Origin of the sequence: Synechococcus sp. W60.1, from assembly GCF_047461575.1 — a bacterium.
Lineage (GTDB): Bacteria > Cyanobacteriota > Cyanobacteriia > Thermostichales > Thermostichaceae > Thermostichus.
The window spans coordinates 132,995-150,674 of record NZ_JANSHL010000003.1 but is presented as its reverse complement, the minus strand read 5'-3'; the positions used below and the strand labels follow the sequence as shown (position 1 = coordinate 150,674).

Annotated in this window: 19 protein-coding genes and 1 other annotated feature; of the genes, 15 read left to right on the top strand and 4 right to left on the bottom strand. The window is 59.8% G+C overall.

The window, feature by feature from the left end; genetic code table 11:
- Nucleotide 1: 1 nt before the first annotated feature.
- The 8 genes from trmD (at nt 2) to rplL (ending at nt 4,828) form a co-directional block, all read left to right on the top strand.
- Nucleotides 2-757, top strand: a complete 756-nt coding sequence (gene trmD, locus NW805_RS04590) for a tRNA (guanosine(37)-N1)-methyltransferase TrmD (RefSeq protein ID WP_414342776.1) — start codon at nt 2-4, stop codon at nt 755-757.
- 3 nt (nt 758-760) lie between these two features.
- Nucleotides 761-1,138, top strand: coding sequence for a hypothetical protein (locus NW805_RS04585; RefSeq protein WP_414421789.1), 378 nt, complete (start codon nt 761-763; stop codon nt 1,136-1,138).
- A 103-nt stretch (nt 1,139-1,241) separates the two neighbouring features.
- Nucleotides 1,242-1,514 carry a preprotein translocase subunit SecE gene (secE, locus tag NW805_RS04580; RefSeq protein WP_414407344.1) on the top strand — a complete coding sequence of 91 codons (273 nt, stop codon included), beginning with the start codon at nt 1,242-1,244 and terminating at the stop codon, nt 1,512-1,514.
- A gap of 62 nt (nt 1,515-1,576) precedes the next feature.
- The gene (nusG, locus tag NW805_RS04575) at nt 1,577-2,242 is read left to right on the top strand and encodes a transcription termination/antitermination protein NusG (protein ID WP_011432848.1); all 666 of its coding nucleotides are present in this window, start codon (nt 1,577-1,579) and stop codon (nt 2,240-2,242) included.
- A gap of 9 nt (nt 2,243-2,251) precedes the next feature.
- Nucleotides 2,252-2,677, top strand: coding sequence for a 50S ribosomal protein L11 (gene rplK / locus NW805_RS04570; RefSeq protein ID WP_011432849.1), 426 nt, complete (start codon nt 2,252-2,254; stop codon nt 2,675-2,677).
- Between the two features lie 106 nt (nt 2,678-2,783).
- Nucleotides 2,784-3,494, top strand: coding sequence for a 50S ribosomal protein L1 (rplA, locus tag NW805_RS04565; protein WP_414421788.1), 711 nt, complete (start codon nt 2,784-2,786; stop codon nt 3,492-3,494).
- A 78-nt stretch (nt 3,495-3,572) separates the two neighbouring features.
- Nucleotides 3,573-3,732, top strand: a sequence feature (ribosomal protein L10 leader region).
- 58 nt (nt 3,733-3,790) lie between these two features.
- Complete coding sequence (rplJ, locus tag NW805_RS04560) at nt 3,791-4,354, top strand: 50S ribosomal protein L10 (RefSeq protein WP_011432851.1); 564 nt, start codon at nt 3,791-3,793, stop codon at nt 4,352-4,354.
- A gap of 63 nt (nt 4,355-4,417) precedes the next feature.
- The gene (gene rplL / locus NW805_RS04555) at nt 4,418-4,828 is read left to right on the top strand and encodes a 50S ribosomal protein L7/L12 (protein ID WP_414329114.1); all 411 of its coding nucleotides are present in this window, start codon (nt 4,418-4,420) and stop codon (nt 4,826-4,828) included.
- Nucleotides 4,829-4,885: 57 nt separating this feature from the next.
- Here the strand turns inward: rplL and NW805_RS04550 are convergent, their stop codons facing one another.
- Nucleotides 4,886-5,968, bottom strand: a complete 1,083-nt coding sequence (locus NW805_RS04550; protein WP_414421787.1) for a Rieske 2Fe-2S domain-containing protein — start codon at nt 5,966-5,968, stop codon at nt 4,886-4,888.
- Nucleotides 5,969-6,341: 373 nt separating this feature from the next.
- Between NW805_RS04550 and NW805_RS04545 the strand changes: the two genes are divergently transcribed.
- A complete protein-coding gene (locus NW805_RS04545; protein WP_414421786.1) occupies nt 6,342-7,577 on the top strand; it encodes a TonB family protein in 1,236 nt (411 codons plus the stop codon).
- Here NW805_RS04545 and NW805_RS04540 read toward each other — a convergent pair.
- The 3 genes from NW805_RS04540 to NW805_RS04530 form a co-directional block, all read right to left on the bottom strand.
- A complete protein-coding gene (locus tag NW805_RS04540; protein WP_414421902.1) occupies nt 7,549-8,742 on the bottom strand; it encodes an RNA-guided endonuclease InsQ/TnpB family protein in 1,194 nt (397 codons plus the stop codon). The genes NW805_RS04545 and NW805_RS04540 overlap by 29 nt on opposite strands.
- Nucleotides 8,743-8,960: 218 nt before the next feature.
- A complete protein-coding gene (rpsU, locus tag NW805_RS04535) occupies nt 8,961-9,146 on the bottom strand; it encodes a 30S ribosomal protein S21 (protein ID WP_011432857.1) in 186 nt (61 codons plus the stop codon).
- 358 nt (nt 9,147-9,504) lie between these two features.
- The gene (locus NW805_RS04530) at nt 9,505-10,782 is read right to left on the bottom strand and encodes a trypsin-like serine protease (RefSeq protein WP_414421785.1); all 1,278 of its coding nucleotides are present in this window, start codon (nt 10,780-10,782) and stop codon (nt 9,505-9,507) included.
- Nucleotides 10,783-10,981: 199 nt separating this feature from the next.
- Between NW805_RS04530 and NW805_RS04525 the strand changes: the two genes are divergently transcribed.
- The 6 genes from NW805_RS04525 to NW805_RS04500 all read left to right on the top strand — a co-directional run bounded on the left by NW805_RS04525 (nt 10,982) and on the right by NW805_RS04500 (nt 17,678).
- A complete protein-coding gene (locus tag NW805_RS04525; RefSeq protein ID WP_414382948.1) occupies nt 10,982-11,281 on the top strand; it encodes an AAA family ATPase in 300 nt (99 codons plus the stop codon).
- A gap of 78 nt (nt 11,282-11,359) precedes the next feature.
- A complete protein-coding gene (locus tag NW805_RS04520) occupies nt 11,360-12,229 on the top strand; it encodes an RNA-guided endonuclease InsQ/TnpB family protein (RefSeq protein WP_414421784.1) in 870 nt (289 codons plus the stop codon).
- Nucleotides 12,201-12,695, top strand: coding sequence for an RNA-guided endonuclease InsQ/TnpB family protein (locus tag NW805_RS04515; RefSeq protein WP_414421783.1), 495 nt, complete (start codon nt 12,201-12,203; stop codon nt 12,693-12,695). Before NW805_RS04520 ends, NW805_RS04515 begins: the two co-directional genes overlap by 29 nt.
- A gap of 388 nt (nt 12,696-13,083) precedes the next feature.
- On the top strand, nt 13,084-14,262 hold the full coding sequence (locus tag NW805_RS04510; protein WP_414382951.1) for a 1-deoxy-D-xylulose-5-phosphate reductoisomerase: 1,179 nt from the start codon (nt 13,084-13,086) through the stop codon (nt 14,260-14,262).
- Nucleotides 14,263-14,321: 59 nt separating this feature from the next.
- Entirely contained in the window at nt 14,322-16,085 is a 1,764-nt protein-coding gene (locus NW805_RS04505; RefSeq protein WP_414421782.1) for an ABC transporter ATP-binding protein, read from the top strand.
- Nucleotides 16,086-16,145: 60 nt separating this feature from the next.
- Nucleotides 16,146-17,678, top strand: a complete 1,533-nt coding sequence (locus tag NW805_RS04500) for a UDP-N-acetylmuramoyl-L-alanyl-D-glutamate--2,6-diaminopimelate ligase (protein WP_414421781.1) — start codon at nt 16,146-16,148, stop codon at nt 17,676-17,678.
- Nucleotides 17,679-17,680: the final 2 nt, after the last annotated feature.

Genomic DNA, 17,680 nt, shown 5'->3' with positions numbered 1-17,680 from the left:
TGTGCGGTTCGATATCCTTACCCTTTTCCCCGAATTTTTTGAAACGCCGCTGCGCATTGGGCTGGTGGGCAAAGCCCTACAGCAGGGGATCGCCGAAGTCCACTGCACCAATCCACGCGACTTCGCCACCGATAAGCACCGCCGTGTCGATGATGAGCCCTACGGGGGTGGGGTGGGCATGGTGCTCAAGCCAGAGCCTTTCTTCGCTGCTGTCGCCTCCCTGCCCCGGTTGGATCCCTGCGAGATCATTCTGCTGACGCCCCAGGGGCAACCGCTAAACCAGGCGCTGCTGCAGGAGCTGGCCCAGAAGGCGCAGCTGATCCTGCTGTGTGGCCAGTACGAAGGCTTTGACGAACGCATCCGCCAATACCTGGCCACCCGCGAGGTGTCGCTGGGGGATTTTGTCCTGACCGGGGGGGAAATTCCGGCGCTGGCCCTGATCAACGGCGTGGTGCGGCTCTTGCCGGGCACTGTGGGCAAGGTAGACTCGTTAAAGAGGGAAAGCTTCGAGGCGGGGCTGCTGGACTATCCTCAGTACACCCGCCCGCCAGAGTTTCAGGGGTACAAGGTGCCGCCGGTACTCCTCTCAGGCGACCATCAAGCCATTGCCCGTTGGCGTCTGCAGCAGCAGCTGGTTCGAACCTGGCAAAGGCGGCCAGACCTGTTGGCCAAGCGCCCCTTGACCGCCGAAGAGCAGCAGTTGTTGGTAGAGGGGCTGGCGGAGCAGCACCCTCGTGTAAACGAAGCGGAGAAATAAATCATGCTCGGCAAGCTTCTCAACCGTCTCCTGAATCCATCGCCCGTCTGCTGGCGTGGGATCCCCTCGCCCCCAGTGCTGCTTCTGGTGGGAATGGCCTTGAGCTCGGTTCTGAGCGGTTCTGGGGTGGCCCTGGCCCAAAGCGGAAGTGTCAACGATGCCATTCGCCGCGACAGCAATCCCTCTCTGTTCGATGGCACCAGCATTAACGTCAACGATCTCTTCCGGGCTGCCGACTTCCTCTCTCGCCAAAGTGCCGCTTCCCGTTGGGACGGCAAGGCCAGCGTCGATGCTGCTGTGGAGCAATTCAACCAATCCCGCCGCCGCTCCCTCCCGCTTTCTCCCGGTTCCTTGGCACCTGAGCCCACCCCCACTCCCTAAGGTTGGATCCCATTCCCGGTAAATCTGTTAGGATCGCAAAGCCGATCCCGTGCCTGCTGAAATGCGGTACACCGTTTTCGGGATCCATTAGGAGAACACCGCCGTGGTTAAGAGCACCCCCTCCAGCAAAGCCGATACGGAACAGCGTTTGGATCCCGCCAGCCGGGGCCACTCCAAAGACAGTTCCACCGAACTCAAAGGGATCCCGGGCTTCATTCACGAGACCCGTGTGGAATTGGGCAAGATCGTTTGGCCGAGCCGCCGGCAATTGATCGGCGAGTCGGTAGGGGTCTTACTGATTGTGTTGGCTTTTGCTTCCTTCATCTACCTGGTCGATCAAGTGTTTGCTTGGGTAGCCACTCAGCTGTTCTTGTGATGTTCTGTCCTGAGGGGCAAGAGAGTCATGTTCAAGGATGGCTACAGGGAGGATGTGAGGTGATGAGGCCAGAGCAGCAGCGAAAACGTCGTGGGGGCCGTGTGGAGCACTTTGAGCCTGCAGACGCGATCCCGGAACCAGACGAGGGGGAAGGTCAAGAGCGTCGCAACCTGCGCTGGTACGCCGTGCAGGTGGCCTCAGGCTGCGAGAACAAAGTGAAGAGCACCCTGATGCAACGGGCGGCTGCTTTGGATGTGGCGGATCAAATTGTCGAGGTGGTGATCCCGAAGCGGACGGGCTTCAAGCTGGATCGATCCGGCAAGCGCCAGGAGCAAGAGGAGAAGATTTTTCCCGGCTATGTCCTGGTGCGCATGGACATGAACGACGACACTTGGATGGTGGTGAAAACAACCCCCAACGTGATCAACTTTGTCGGCACCGAAGAAAAGCGGGCCTACGGTCGCGGTCGGGGGCATGTTACACCGCGTCCCCTCAGCCAAAGCGAAGTCCAGCGCATCTTCAGCAGCGTCGAGGTGGAGGAAGTGCCCCTCAAAATCGACATGGCCCCTGGGGATCGCATCGAGGTGCTGTCCGGCCCCTTCCAAGGTTTCTACGGCGAGGTGGTGGAGGTCAGCCCAGAACGGGGCAAGCTCAAGGCGTTGATCTCGATTTTCGGGCGCGATACCCCTGTAGAATTAGAGTTTGGTCAAGTGCGAAAAGAGGTGTAACTGCGTTTCATGGCTAAGAAGTTGGTGGCCGTGGTCAAGTTGGCCATTCAAGCGGGCAAGGCCACCCCCGCTCCCCCCATTGGCCCAGCCTTGGGTCAACACGGGGTCAACATCATGGCCTTTTGTAAGGAGTACAACGCCAAGACGGCGGATCAGGCCGGGATGGTGGTACCGGTTGAGATCTCCATCTTCGAGGATCGCAGCTTTACCTTCGTCCTCAAGACGCCGCCGGCTTCGGTGTTGATCAAGAAGGCCCTGGGCATTGAGTCTGGCTCCAGCGAGCCCCACAAAACCAAGGTGGGATCCCTGACCCGAGCTCAACTGCGCCAGATCGCCGAGCAGAAGCTGCCGGATTTGAATGCCCACGATGTGGAGGCGGCCATGAAAATTATTGCCGGAACTGCTCGCAGCATGGGGGTGACGGTGGTGGATTGATAGAGGGATCCCTTGCCCGGTCTGAGGTGTTCACGGTCTTGAAAAAGTTGTTCTAGCAAACCACTGTGGGGGAGAGAAGTTCTCGCCAGTACCCCGAGGAGAAACGATGGCTCGAAAGCTTTCCAAACGTATGCAGGCTTTGCGGGAGAAGGTGAAGCCCATTGCCTATGCTCCCGAAGCGGCTTTGGCCCTGATGAAAGAGACGGCCACCGCCAAATTTGAAGAGGCGGCAGAGGTTCACATCCGCCTGGGGATCGACCCCAAGTACGCCGACCAACAACTGCGCACCACTGTAGTCTTGCCCAGGGGCACCGGCCAAGAGATCCGGGTGGCGGTGATTGCCCGTGGCGAGAAAGTGACGGAGGCCCAAAATGCAGGGGCGGATCGGGTTGGCTATGAAGACCTGATCGAGGAAATCGGCAAGGGAGTTATAGATTTTGACCTTCTGATCGCCACCCCCGATGTGATGCCCCAAGTGGCCAAGCTGGGGCGGCTGTTGGGGCCGCGCGGCCTCATGCCCTCTCCCAAGGGGGGAACGGTAACCATGGATCTGGCCCAAGCGATTAAGGAGTTCAAGGCCGGCAAGCTGGAGTACCGGGCGGATCGCACCGGCATTGTGCATTTGATCTTCGGCAAGTGCAAGTTCCCCGTCGAAGCTCTGCTGGAGAACCTAAAGGCAGTGCAGGAGTCCATCGATCGCAACCGTCCCTCTGGAGCCAAGGGCAAGTATTGGCGAACCCTACACGTTTCTGCTACAATGGGCCCCTCGATTGAGGTTGATATCAATGCCCTGCGGGAGCTGAAGTTGGCGACCTAAGCCTGGCTTCGGCGCTGCGATGGGTTGAAAAGGGTTTGAGTGAGTGAATTTGGAGGAGGATCCCGGCAGAACATCTTTCCCCAGTCGAATAGCAAGCCGAAGACAGCAGGTGCCCGCGGGCTTAATGTCCTGCCGAGGTTTGAGCGAAGTTCAAAGGGATCCCTTCTTGGATCGCTTTTGAGGGTGCGCTTATCTCCATGCGTCTCGGCCACGGCTGGGACGCATTCTGTTTGGCAGAACCCAGATTCACCACCCGTTAACCCTGGGTGACCATTGACAACAAAGGAGGTGAGCGCATGGGCAAGCAACCTTTAGCGAAGAAAGCGGAGATCGTCGATAAAGTCCGATCCCTGCTGCAGGCCAGCCAAATGGTGCTGGTGATCGACTACAAGGGGCTGACCGTTGCGGAGATGGACCAACTGCGGGCAGAGCTGCGCAAGTCGGATTCGGTTTGCATGGTTGTTAAGAATACCCTGATGCGGCGAGCCATTGCCGACCAAAAAGCTTGGGCAGGGATCATTCCCTTTTTGGCGGGGCCGACGGCCTTTATCTTGATTCGGGGCGATATTTCAGCCGCCCTGAAGGCGTATCAAGATTTTGCCAAGCAAACCAAGAAAACCGAGTTCCGCGGTGCTGGCATTGAAGGGCTATCCCTGACCTTGGAGCAGGCCAAGGCCATCGCCGAGCTACCGCCCAAGGAAGTGCTCATGGCCCAAGTGGCGGGCAGCCTCAAGTCGGTGGCCACCGGCCTGGCGGTCGGGCTCAATGCTGTGCCCACGCAAGTGGCGCGCGGTATCCACGAGATCCCAGCCTCTCTGGGGCGGGCCATCCGGGCCATTGCCGACAAGGAGGCCGCATAAAGGGCTTCAGTTCATCAGCCCAAACCTGTGTATCGATTCTGTTACCCCCAAGGAGAAACCATCATGTCTTCAGAGCGCGTTGCAAAGATTTTGGAAGAGTTGAAAGCCTTGAGCTTGCTGGAAGCTTCCGAGCTGGTGAAAGCCATCGAGGAAACCTTTGGCGTCAGTGCAGCAGCCCCAGCCGGCGGCATGGTCATGGCAGCTCCTGTGGCAGCGGCGGCGGCAGCTCCGGCGGCAGCCCCTGAGCCGGTGGAAGAGCAAACTGCCTTTGATGTCATCCTCGAGGCTGTGCCAGCCGACAAGAAGATCGCCATCCTCAAGGTGGTGCGCGAGTTGACCGGCTTGGGTCTGAAGGATGCCAAAGATCTGGTCGAGGCGGCTCCCAAACCCGTCAAAGAAGGGGTTGCCAAAGAGGAAGCCAACGACATCAAGAAGAAGCTGGAAGAAGCCGGCGCCACCGTCAAGATCAAGTAGTTCCAGTTACGAGGAGAGCGCCTCTCCCTGCTCTGACGAGGAATCTAATCAAGACTCTCAAACCCAAGGGGGGCTGCTCCGGCCCCTCTTTTGGGTCTGCCCGACCATTGGCGTGGGTTCGGGATCCCTGCTCCGCCGCGCTTCCACCTCTCCGTGAGCTTTCAAGAGGGCAGCCAGCTTGCGACGCATGACAATGCCGGGTTCATCCGTGAACATGTGCTGCTCCGCCTTGATATCGAGGGGAACATCGTAGTCGGTGCTTTCCAGAACCCATTGATCCTCAAGGGTTACCTGTCGATCGAAGGCGATGATACTCTCAGCACTCACCTCTGCTTCTGAATCGTTGCGCAAACAGAATTGCACCACCTGTGAGGTTTGGTCGTCGATGGGGGCAGCCCCTGTGAAAATGATGTGGACAAGGCCGTTGGGATAGGTGATCTTGAGCTTGCGACTGAAGGGCATAAACCAAGTGCTCTCTAGGATACGCACGGTGCGATCCTCCGACATCCGCAAGTTTTGCTTCTGCAGGTCGCTGTTGAACACCGGCAAAACAGAGGTGGCCCGAAGGCCATATTCCAGTTCTTCAAGGCTGTCCAGATCTGGGGGTACAGGCTCGGAGATCACCCCAAAGCTCTGCTGATGGACGAAGTGGGGATGGGCATTGTCAAAGGAGTTTTCCATCAGGCGCAGGCCAGCACATTTCCAGACCTCATAGAACTGATGAATTTGGCGAAACCGGGGATCCGCCACCTCTGAGATCTCGGGAATATCGGTCAAGGGATCCGCCAATGCCACCCAAACATAGCCATAGCGCTCTTGGCAGCGAAACCCCTCCACCTTGTAGGTAGGGGGGATGAAGTTGTCTGTAAGTTGGGGCACCTTCACACAGGTGCCAGAGCCGTCAAATTCCCAGCCGTGATAGGGGCAGCGGATGTGGCCATTGCAGACGACCCCCTTGGAGAGTTGAGCGGAGCGATGGCAACAGCGATCCAAAACGGCGCAAGGCTGCCCTGACTCATTGAGCCAAAGCACCAGAGGAGTCTTCAGCAGCGTGAAAGCTTGTGGGCCGGTTTCCAGGGCCGACATCGGGATCACGGGGTACCAAAACCGCCTCAGGACAGGTTGCTGGGTAACAAGCATAAACCCGCTCCACAAGCTCTAGTTCGGAGAATCATGAGCTGGCTTTTCGTGAGCCTAGGTGGCTCAAAGCACCGCCCCCCGTGAAAAAGATAGGCGTTGAAATGGCAGAAGTCCGTATAAGCCAACACAGCTTTGCCCTGGGCGCGTTTGTGCATCGATGGCTACCCCTCTGCCCGGGGATGGGCTATTGATCGAAGGAAGCAGAGAAGCGTCGGTGGGCTTCTGTTGGCATGTGGCTGTGAGGAAAGGTGGAAAGGTGCAAAACGAATTGAACCCCGCTCGAGATCCTTGTAGCGCAGGGATCCCGGCCCAACCTACTGCAGAGTCCACCTCCCCCAAACCAGAACCGGCTGCTGAGAGCCAGGCAAATTGCTTGACAGACGGAGAGGTGGATCCAGAGCCCCGCCTCAGCCGTTCTCAACAAGAACGACAGCAGGAACGCCGCTCCTTACCTTGGCGTCTGGGGCTGGCCAATGTGCTCTCGGCAGGGTTGCATTTCATCGCGATGAGCTGGGTGGGTTGGCAGCCTAGGATCCGGGAAGAGGAGGAGATCCTCCCCTTTCAGTGGGTGGAGGTGGCAGACGAGCCGCCCCCAGAGCCGCAGTGGATTGCGCCCGTCTCCGCCCGTGAGTCCGGTGTCTCTGAACCTCGGGATCACGTATCGGTGCGGCAGTCGCAAGTGGCCAATCCAGGTGAATGGGTAGAGGTCACTTCTGCAACGGCACAGCCTCTGCTCGCCTCAGCCGCAGGGAGTCCTGTCCCTGGGATCCTCCCCCCATCCCCAAGGGAGCTTGAGATGCCCCAACCCAACCGCGACTCTGCCTCTCCTCAGCAGCAGCCAAAGGCCAGGTTAGAAAATCTATCAGCGGGTTTAGCAGCTCTGGAGCAGGCAGTTGCCGATCACAATTGGGCGGAGGCGCTACATCTGACGGAAGAATGGCTGGATCACTGGCCTCTGTCCTCTCCACAGCGCCAGCAACTGCAGGACTATCGTCAGCATCTGCAAAGCCTACTGGCTACCTCCTCGGCAGCAGCAGTGGAGACCAAATCGGCTCAGATCTCTCCTGCTCAATCCCTCAAGCCTCAACCCGAAAGAGCAGCAAGTTCTCCTGAGGTTTTGCCACAACCCTACCTGTCGGCTCCAGCGGATCCGCATCCAACTTTGCCCTCTCCAGAGCCGATCGCAGCCCCGTTGGAAGAGCCTTCTCCCACCTTGCCCCCGACTTTTCCTACCGGATCCCACAGCTCCAGCCTTGGTCGCACCAGTGGGATAGAGTCCTCGCGGGCAGGCCCACCCAGCCTTAATGCCGTCGCCGATCCAGATTGGGGAGACTACTTGGCTCAATTTCAAGAAAGGGTTCGCCAACACTGGATGGTACGGCGAGCATCCGGCTCCTACGTAACAGTGGTGCAGGTGCGTCTGGATCGACAGGGATCCCTGCGGGAACTGCGCCTGCAAACCCCCTCAGAAGATCCCCTGTTGGATGCAGCCGTGCTCAGTGCCATCCAGCGCTCAGCCCCCTTTGCTCCTTTGCCCGAGAGCTATGTTGGCGAAGAAGTAAACTACCCGGCTCCGACCGCTAAGCGGTACGGAGCGGGCTTTCAGTAGCCCTGGGCCTGCTCTGCTCTACCAGAGAACAAAACAGGCCCGAACCTCTAGGCTGGTTTACGACAGCCCCAAGTTTGGCAATCATGTTGGCCCCATTCCAGTCCGCATCTCCTTCCCATCCACAGTGCCCACACTTGAACGACTTACCACTGCGATAGGATTGCGCAGGGTCGGGATGGATGTGCAAACACCGGTGGCAGGTCTGCGACGTGTAAGCAGGCGGCACAAGAACCAGAGAAACCCCTGCAACCCTCGCCTTGTATTCCAGAAATTGACGTAGTTGGTAGAACGCCCAACTGTTGGCCCTGCGCCTTTCGGTTTTGCTGCGTGGCTGTTGATTGACCCTTTCCCGGATCCCTGTCAGGTCTTCCAGGGCAATAGCGCTGTTTGTGGTCTTTGCCCTAGAGACAATAGCTTTGGAGATGCGATGATTGACCCACGCCTGAAAGCGCCTCTCCTTGCCAGACAGCCGTTGCAGCAGTTGACGGCATCTGCGCCGCGAACTGCGTGTGCCCTTACTGGCTTTGCGTTGGAGTGCCGCCCTCAACCGGGAGTAGTGGTCTCGGACTCTGTTCAACTGCTGTCCATTCCAGTTCTTCCCCTCTGAGGTATGAGCGATATCTATCCTTCCCAAATCCACCCCGATCACCTTGTCGGTATCTTGTTGCTTGGGTGGTTTTTTCTCTACGCAAATCTGGATGTAGTAGGAGCCATCTTTGCGCTTGACCAGGGTGGCCGATTTGGGGTTAGAGCCAGCCAGCATTCCCCTCTGGTAGTTACCAATGGCTAGCTCAAAGCGTTCTCTCCCTTCCACCGTGGTCAGCGACACCGTCCAGTCTTTCTCGCGGAATGAAAAGATACGTGCGTCGTAGGTAACGAACCTACGCTTGAACTCTTTAACCGGACGGTTGCGCTGTCTCGCCACTTTGCGAGCGCCTGCCACCCGTCTGCACACCTGTTGAGCCAAGTTACTGGACAAGCCGAACCGGGCTCGAATCTCGTAGTAGCAAAGGGATTGCAGTTTGACCGCGTTGACGATCTTCTCCGGCGTGTTCTGGTTGACCCAGTTCAAGGCTTGGCCAAAAGCCTCCATCGTCGCGTCCAATTTGGCGGCTTGCGACTGGGACGCCTTGAGCTTACAGGAGACGGTCAGGACTTGGCTCATAAGTTCATTGTACTTCATCAAAGCGCATTCCTCCCGGCACTGACCCTACGGGTACAGTGCGGGGCTCCTGCGATTTCTAGCTGATGCTGGAAATTAACGTGTTGAGCGGATCCCTGCAGGCTGGCCCAACCCAGATTCCGAGAAACTAACGTCAGAACCTCAGGCAAGGCCACAAGCCCTGTTCAGAGGGGTTCAGATTTCCGAGTGTCGGCAGTAGCCTAGGCCATGGACTTGCGGCGGTTGCGCCGGACGGCCACCGCTTTGCGCTTGCGCTTTTCTAGGTTGGTTTCAAAGTGCCGATGGTTGCGCAAATCCCGCAAAATGCCTGCCTTAGAAACCTGGCGCTTGAAGCGACGCAGCGCCGATTCGATCCCTTCGTTTTCGCCAATCGTCACTTGGGTCATAAGCAAGACATCTCCTCCGTCAATCAATGGGATGGACTCGGTTACAACAGGGATCCCTATCGTGACATACTCCCGACTCCGACTGCTGGCGGTACGGAGCGGGCTTCTCGCTTCATTGGGGAGCTAGTGCAAGAACCCTCCACGAGCAGACACGGGATACCCCACCGCGTAGCTGTACCAGATTCCGGCAATGCCGTTTTGCACAGCCAGGCTGATTATAGAACAGGGGATGTCCGCCTTTCATTCCGACCCTCGTCCTACGGACAGAGGGCGGGGCTTCAAGGACTCCGTCCCGCTAGCGCGAACGGCGGCCTAGCTAAACGATCGCCACACCACTGCTTGCTGCCACAGTTCGTGTTCACTGCGCCCGGCTGCCAAAGTTGAGCCCCGAAACCACCTCACCTTCCCTCAAATTCACAACAAATGAGGCCGTTGTCCCAGTGGGGGGCGGGGGAGAGGGTGCTGGAGTTGGGCTGGGGGCACTGCCGATTACCGATTGCACAAAACCGGCGAAGCTAGACACCCGCGTATACACCCCATAGAAATTGGGCTGGGCGCAGCCTCTGCCAAAACTGGTGATCCCGGCCAGGGCAAAACCCGTGCCACTGGACACAATCAAAGGCCCACCGCTATCAGCCTGACACGTATCGACTCCCCCCTGAGGAAAGCCGGCGCAGAGCATGGTATCTAAAATGGTGCCATTGTAGGATTGGGGCGCGTTGCACACCGCATTGGAGACGATGGGAACGGTGGCCTGCTGCAAATCTCGGGGAAAGCCGCTGGGTTCTTGATCCAGGGCGCGGGGGAAGGTGGCTCCCCAGCCGAGGATGGTGGCGGCAGTGCCAGGGGCCGTCAGGTTGGTTTGGTTGGGCTGCACCAGTGGCAGGGTGGCCAAAGCCACTGGCCGAGAAAGGCGTACCAGGGCAATGTCATTCCCCCCAAGCTGCCCCACCTGGGGGTTGTAGCCGGGGTTGAGGACAATTTGCGCGGCGCGAATGCGTTGGCCGGCGCCGATTTGTAGGCGGTTGGTACCCAACAGCAGATCCAGATCTTGGGGATTCACCTGCCGGCCTTCGTCGAAAAAGCAGTGGGCAGCGGTAACTACCCACTCCGGCGCGATCAGGGATCCGCCGCAAAACTGCGCTTGAAAAGGATCCGGCTCAGCCGCCCTCAGCAAAGCCACCATCCAGGGAAAGGCCCCTTCGGGAGCAGGTCTGCCGCCCACAATCCGCTCCAGCCCCAAGCCTGAGCGCGGCGTGGTGAACACTCGCCCCGGGGGCAAAAGGGCAGTGACGCGGTAGGTGCCAGGGGGCAAGTTGGAGAAGCGAAAGTTACCGCTGGCATCGCTGACGGTGCTGGGCTCCCCCGGGTCGAGGCGGCCATTGCCGTTTAAGTCCAAAAACGTGGCGATGCCCGGCAGCCCCGGCTCCCCCGGATCCCGCAGCCCATCGCCGTTGAGATCGTCGAAATGGGATCCCTCAATTCGTCCTGTGGGAGGAGCTGAGACTGGGGGAAGCGGGCGACTGGAACCCCCGCCGCCACAGGCGCTTATGCTCAGGGCCAAACCCAACCCCACCAGAACAGACCAAAAGTGGGCCAGGCCAAAGGGAAAATGGGAGCGCAAAGGATAAAGCATGGTCATTCTCCAAGGCCAGACGGTTATGCTAGCCAAGGATATCCTACCGGCGAAGCCTAAAGATTGCGGAACCGGGAACGCTTCCCCCCGCGCCCGGCTCTTCCGATTTGCCCCAAGACCCAACGTGGCGATGCGCACTTTAGCCTCTTGCCGCCTGCGCAACTGGGCAGTAAAACCAGGGTGGGAGGGTGTGTGGCAGATGAATATCGCGGTCTTGGGGTTCAAAGGGGGCGTGGGCAAAACCACCACGGCGGTACACCTGGCCCTCTACCTTCAGCAAAAACAAGGGGCAGCCCCTTTGGGTGGGTCGGGGATGGCCCTGTTGATCGACGCCGATCCCAATCGCTCGGCCTCTCGCTGGGCAGAACGGGGATCATCCTTTCCTATCAAGGTATTGGCCGGGGATCCCACCACTCCCACGCCCACAGGCTTTCAGCACACGGTGATTGACACCCCTGCCCGCCCCACCTCGGAACAGTTACCAAAAAACTGGGTCTAAAGCCCCGCCCTAAGGCCTACGGCCCGCTGACGCGACCAGGGCGGCTTTTATCTTGCTAACCTGCGCTAGAGTGGGCCCATGCGCGTCCTCGAAGCCAAGCTCCTCAACGGCACAGCCCAGCAGTACCAAGCCCTGGATGAGGCCATTCGTACTGCCCAGTTTGTGCGCAACAAGTGCCTGCGCCACTGGATGGATCATCAGGGGGTGAACAGGGCCACGTTGTACTCCCTCTGCAAGGACTTAGCCAGAGAGTTCCCGTTCGCCCAGAAGCTCAACTCCTCTGCCCGACAAGCCAGTGCCGAGCGAGCTTGGTCTGCTATTTCCAACTTTTACCGCCGCTGCAAGGAGAAGGCAGCCCGGAAGGGCTATCCCAAGTTCCAGAAACACTGTCGCTCCGTGGAGTACAAGGTCTCCGGCTGGAAGCTCTCCCAGGATGGAATGTTCCTCACCTTCACGGACGGCTTCCAGGCGGGCACCTTTGCCCTGTACTGCAACGGCGAGGCACGGCGGGACATCCTCACCCTGAAAATCAACCGGGTGCGGGTCATACGCAGGGCCGATGGGTACTACGCCCAGTTCTGCCTGGATGTAGAACGCCAAGAGCAGGTGGAGTACACCGGCCAGGTGGTGGGGCTGGATGTGGGCTTGATGCACTTCTACACCGACAGCCACGGAAACAAGGTAGAGTGCCCGAAATTCTTGCGTCGTGCTGAAAGGAGGTTGAAGCGAGAGCAACGCAGGTTAAGTCGGAAGTTTCGGAGAGGGGCCAAACCTCAATCCAAGAACTACCACAAGCAGAGGAAGCGACTGGGCAAGGTACACCTGAAGGTTCAACGCCAGCGTAGAGACTGGGCTGTGAAGCTGGCCCGGTGCGTGGTGGCATCTAACGTTCGCTTGCAGCGGCGCGGAGCGCTTTGTCGTGGTGTACGAGGACTTGCAGGTGCGTAACTTGGTGCGGAATCACCACTTGGCCAAGTCGATTCACGACGCGAGTTGGAGTTTATTCACCGGCTGGCTCGACTACTACAGGAAGGTCTTGAACAAGGTGGTGGTGGCAGTGCCGCCGGAGTACACCTCGCAGGACTGTTCTCATTGTGGCCATCGGGTGAAGAAGACGCTGTCCACTCGCACTCACCGCTGCCCGCGGTGTGGGGTGGTGTTCGCGTTAGCGTCGCGTAGCGAGATTGACCGAGATGAGAATGCGGCCATCAACATCCTGCGCAAAGGGTTGGAGTTGTTGGGTGGGGAGTGGAACAACGGTACCTTTGGGCAAAAGGGAACCGCCCCGAAAGGGGGAACGCCTGGGGAGAAAGGCCTACGGCCCGCTGCCGCGATGAGCACCGCTGTCGTGGAGGGGCAACCCAATACGGTAAGTGCTGTCGCAGAACCAGGAACCAGAATCCCCTGCCTTTAGGCAGGGGAGTATGTCAAATCCCCAAAGAGACTCACCGAGCCGTGAAGCGCATCCTGTTGGAATCGGATCAAGATCTTTCGGAGCTGATCGAGGCGCTGCTCAGCCAGTGGCTGCGTTCTCAGTCGGGAAAGGTTTGAAACCAAAATCTGGGGAAGGGGGGCATCGCGGACCCCACAGCCGCATAGGATCCCGCTGTCGGGGATCGGAGGGAGCACACAGATTCCAGATCAGAACCAGATAAGAATAAGATGAAGGGGCGTGAGGCAGGGATCCCCGAACGCGAGGTGGGACCGTTCGCAATAGCGGGACGGAGTCCTTGGGCAAGTTGCGCGAGGGGAAGTCTGCGTTGGGAGGATGTCACGCTCTTTCAGGTGCAAAGGGATCCTTTATGCAAGCCATCACCTTGCTCGGCTCCACCGGCTCGATTGGCACCCAAACTCTGGACTTGGTGGCCCAGTATCCGGAGCGTTTTCAGGTTGTTGGCCTGACCAGCTACAGCAACGTTGACCTCTTGGCCGAGCAGGTGCGGCGGTTTCGGCCCCAGATGGTTGCCATTGGCCGGGAGGAGCTGCTGCCGGAGCTGCGGTCGCTGCTAACGGGGATCCGACCGCTGCCGGAGTTGGTGGCCGGAACGGAGGGGCTGTGTCAGGTGGCGGCTCACCCAGCGGCCCAGCGGGTGGTGACGGGGATCGTCGGCTGCGCCGGTTTGTTGCCAACCCTGGCGGCCATCCGTGCCGGCAAAGACATTGCCCTGGCCAACAAAGAAACCCTGGTGGCAGGGGGGCCGGTGGTGCTGCCCTTGGTGCGGCAGTACGGGGTGAACCTGATCCCCGTCGACTCTGAGCATTCGGCCATTTTCCAGTGTTTACAGGGGGTGCCCGCGGGATCCCTGCGAAGAATCCTGTTGACTGCCTCGGGTGGCGCCTTTCGGGATTGGCCTGCCGAAAAATTGGATCAGGTCACCCTGGCCGATGCCCTCAAGCATCCCAATTGGGTGATGGGGCGCAAAATCACCATCGACTCGGCTACCCTAATGAACAAGGGCCTGGAGGTGATCGAGGCCCACTGGCTCTTCGGCCTGGACTACGACCACATCGACATCCTCATCCACCCGCAGAGCATTGTCCACTCCCTGATCGAGCTGGCCGATACCTCGGTTCTGGCCCAGTTGGGCTGGCCGGACATGCACCTGCCCATCCTCTACGGCCTCAGTTGGCCGGAACGCCTGGCCACCCCCTGGGATCCCCTCGATTTGGTCAAGCTGGGATCCCTCACCTTTAAGGCTCCGGATCACCGCAAGTACCCCTGCATGGAGTTGGCCTATGCCGCTGGACGGAGGGGGGGAACGCTGCCGGCAGTGTTGAATGCGGCCAACGAAGCGGCGGTGGCCCTGTTCTTGCAGGAGCGCATCCGTTTTTTGGATATTCCCCGTCTCTTGGAGCGGGTTTGTGAGCGGCATCAAGTCATTGCCGATCCCAGCCTGGAGGACATTTTGCAGGCAGATGCCTGGGCACGGCGGGAAACGGCGCAACTGGCCCAGCAAGCCCCGGCTCAGGTTCTGGTCTGATCCCTACCGGGGGGATCCGGCTGAACGCTAGAGTGGAAGAGGATGCAGGGAGCAAGTGAGTGACCGGATCCCATCTCCGACAATTGGCCCATTATCTGCGCCCCTATCGACGACAGGTGGGGTTGGGCATTGGATCCCTGCTCTTGGTCAATGGCCTGGGGGTGTTCCTGCCCTGGTACGTCAAGCTGGTCATCGATGACCTCAGCCAGAACCTGGCCACTTTGTCGGCCCGGCGCATTGCCCTTTACGCCTTGACGGTGCTGGTCGTCTCCAGCCTGATGATGGGCATTCGCATTGCCTCGCGGGTGTGGATGTTTGGGGTGGGACGGCAGGTGGAGTTTCACCTCAAGCAAGCCATCTTCGAGCATTTGCTCACCCTGCAGCCTTCCTACTTTGCCCAGCAGACCATTGGGGACATTCTCACCCGCATCACCAGCGATGTGGAAAACATCCGCCGCCTGTTGGGCTTTGCCCTACTCAATTTGGCCAACACGATCTTTGCCTATGCCACCACCTTGCCCGCCATGTTTGGCATCGAGCCCCGTCTGAGCATCTTGGCGCTGTCGGTGTTTCCGGTGATGTTGGTGCTGGTGAAGTTGAGCAGCAACCGCCTGCAGCAGGAGCAGCTCCAGGTGCAGCAGGAGTTGGCGGATCTGAGCGATCTCATTCAAGAGGACCTGAACGGCATTGCCCTGATCAAGGTGTACAGCCAGGAACAGCACGAGCAGCAGGGGTTTCGCCGCCAGAACCAGCGGCTGCTGCAGGCCAATTTACGCTTAGCCCTCACCCGCAACTTGCTCTTCCCCTCTTTGGTGGCGCTGGTCAGCCTCAGTTTGTTGCTACTGCTGGCGGTGGGGGGGCCGCAGATTGCGGCAGGGACGCTGACCATCGGGGATTTTTCGGCCCTCACCCTCTACGTGGAACGGTTGGTATTTCCCACCGCCCTGCTGGGCTTCACCATCACGGCCTACCAGCGGGGGCAGGTCAGCTTGGAGCGGATCGATGCTCTGTTGGGGGTAGAACCCACCATCCGAGACGCCCCAGGCGCTTTGCCGTTGCCTCTGGAGAGGGTGCAGGGTCGCCTCGAGGCCAGAGGTCTCGCGTTTGCCTTCGCCGGCCCTGCGGCAGCTCCGGCTCTAGAGGATTTGCACTTTTGCATAGAACCGGGCCAGATGGTGGCGGTGGTGGGGCCGATTGGGGCGGGCAAGTCCACTCTGGCCAATGCCCTTCCTCGGCTGCTGGAGATCCAGCCGGGGCAACTGTTTTTGGATGGGCGGGATATCACCCGTCTGCAACTGGGATCCCTGCGGCGGGCCATTGCCTATGTGCCCCAGGAGAGCTTCCTGTTCAGCGCCACGGTCCGGGATAACATTCGCTACGGCAAGCCGGATGCCGAAGATTGGGAGGTGGAATGGGCTGCCAAAGCCGCCCACATCCACGCCGAGATCCTCAACTTTCCCAAGGGCTACGACACTCTGGTGGGAGAGCGGGGCATTACCCTCTCCGGTGGCCAGCGACAGCGGGTGGCCTTGGCCCGGGCTTTGCTGGTGGATGCTCCCATCTTGATCCTGGATGACTCTCTCTCCAGCGTGGACAATCAGACGGCCCAAGCCATCCTCCGCCATCTGCGCCAGACCACGGCCCAGAAAACGGTGATCTTCATCACCCATCGCCTCACGGCTGCGGTGGAGGCCGATCAGATTTGGGTGATGGACCAGGGCCGCCTTGTGCAGAAGGGATCCCATGCCGAATTGCTGGCGGACGAGAAGGGCCTCTACGCTTCTCTGTGGGCCAAGCAAAAGCTGGAGGAAGCCCTGGCCTAATTTGACGGCGGCAATCCCTGGCCGCTACCCTAACCGGCAAAGCTGTGGGGAGTGGCAACAATGGAAACTGCTGGGATCACTTTGTCCAAATTGCTCCACCAAGCTGGGATCCAGCCTCAATTGGCCCAGGGATCCCTGGAGGGGGTGCAGGTCTGGGGCCTCTGTGCCGACTCTCGCCAGGTACAGCCGGGGGATCTCTTCTTGGGGATGCCGGGATCCCGCGTGGATGGAGGTAGCTTCGTGGCCCAAGCCCTGGCGGCAGGGGCAGTGGCGGCCCTCATTTCCCAAGAGGCGTGGGAGAGCGTCAGCGGAGAGGCTGGATGGGGAAGTCAGCCCGTCCTGGTTTTGCCTCGCGCCAGCCTGAACAGGGCCGTGGCCCAGGTGGCGGCAGCTTTCTATGGGTTTCCCGCCCGCCAACTGACCTTGGTGGGGGTGACGGGCACCAATGGCAAAACCACCACCACCCACTTAATCGAACATTTGGTGCAAGCTGCCGGCCGCTCCGCGGCTTTGCTGGGCACTCTGTACAACCGCTGGCCTGGCTATGGCGAAGTGGCCTCCCACACCACCCTTTTTCCCCTAGAGCTGCAGCGCAGCCTGCGGCAGGCCCACCAAGTCGGGGCAGAGGTGGCCGTGATGGAAGTGAGCTCTCACGCATTGGCTCAAGATCGAGTGTGGGGGTGTTCCTTTGCCGCTGCCGTCTGGACCAACCTTACCCAGGATCACCTGGATTTCCACGGCAGCATGGAGAACTACTGGCAGGCCAAAGCCACCCTCTTCCGACAGGAGTATCTCCAAGGGCGGGCGGTGATCAACGCCGACGATGCTGGGGGACGGCGGCTCTTGCAAGCCATTCGGCCCGATCTGCAGCCCTGGGCCTACTCGCTGCAGCCTCTGGAAGGGATCCCCGGCCTCTGGCCCAGCAACGTTCAATTGCACCCCAACGGCTTACAGGCGACGCTCCACACCCCCTCTGGCGCCTTTGCCGTGGCAGCCCCCCTGGTGGGATCCTTCAACCTGGCCAACCTGCTGGCGGCGGTGGGGGTAGCCCTGCACTTGGGGATCCCTGTCGAGATCATCCAGTCGGCCCTGCCCCACTTTCCGGGCGTACCGGGGCGGATGGAGCGGGTGACCCTGCCGGGGCAGGATATCGCGGTAGTTGTGGACTACGCCCACACCCCCGACGGCCTGGAAAACCTGCTCAAGGCCCTGCGATCCCAGGTGCAAGGGCAACTTATCTGCGTCTTTGGCTGTGGCGGGGATCGGGATCGGGGCAAACGACCGCAGATGGGCCGCATTGCCGCCACCTGGGCCGATCAGGTGATCGTTACCTCCGACAACCCCCGCACCGAAGATCCCCAGCAGATCCTACGGGATATTTTGGCCGGGATCCCTGGATCCCCCAGGGCGGTGGAGGTGGATCGGCGGCAGGCCATTCGCCTGGCCATCCTCGCAGCCCAGCCAGGGGATACGGTGGTCATTGCCGGCAAAGGCCATGAGGACTACCAGATCCTGGGCACCGAGAAGATTCACTTCGACGACCGAGAAGAAGCCCGCGCCGCCCTGGCCCTGAGGGAAAAAAGCCGGGGGTGAGG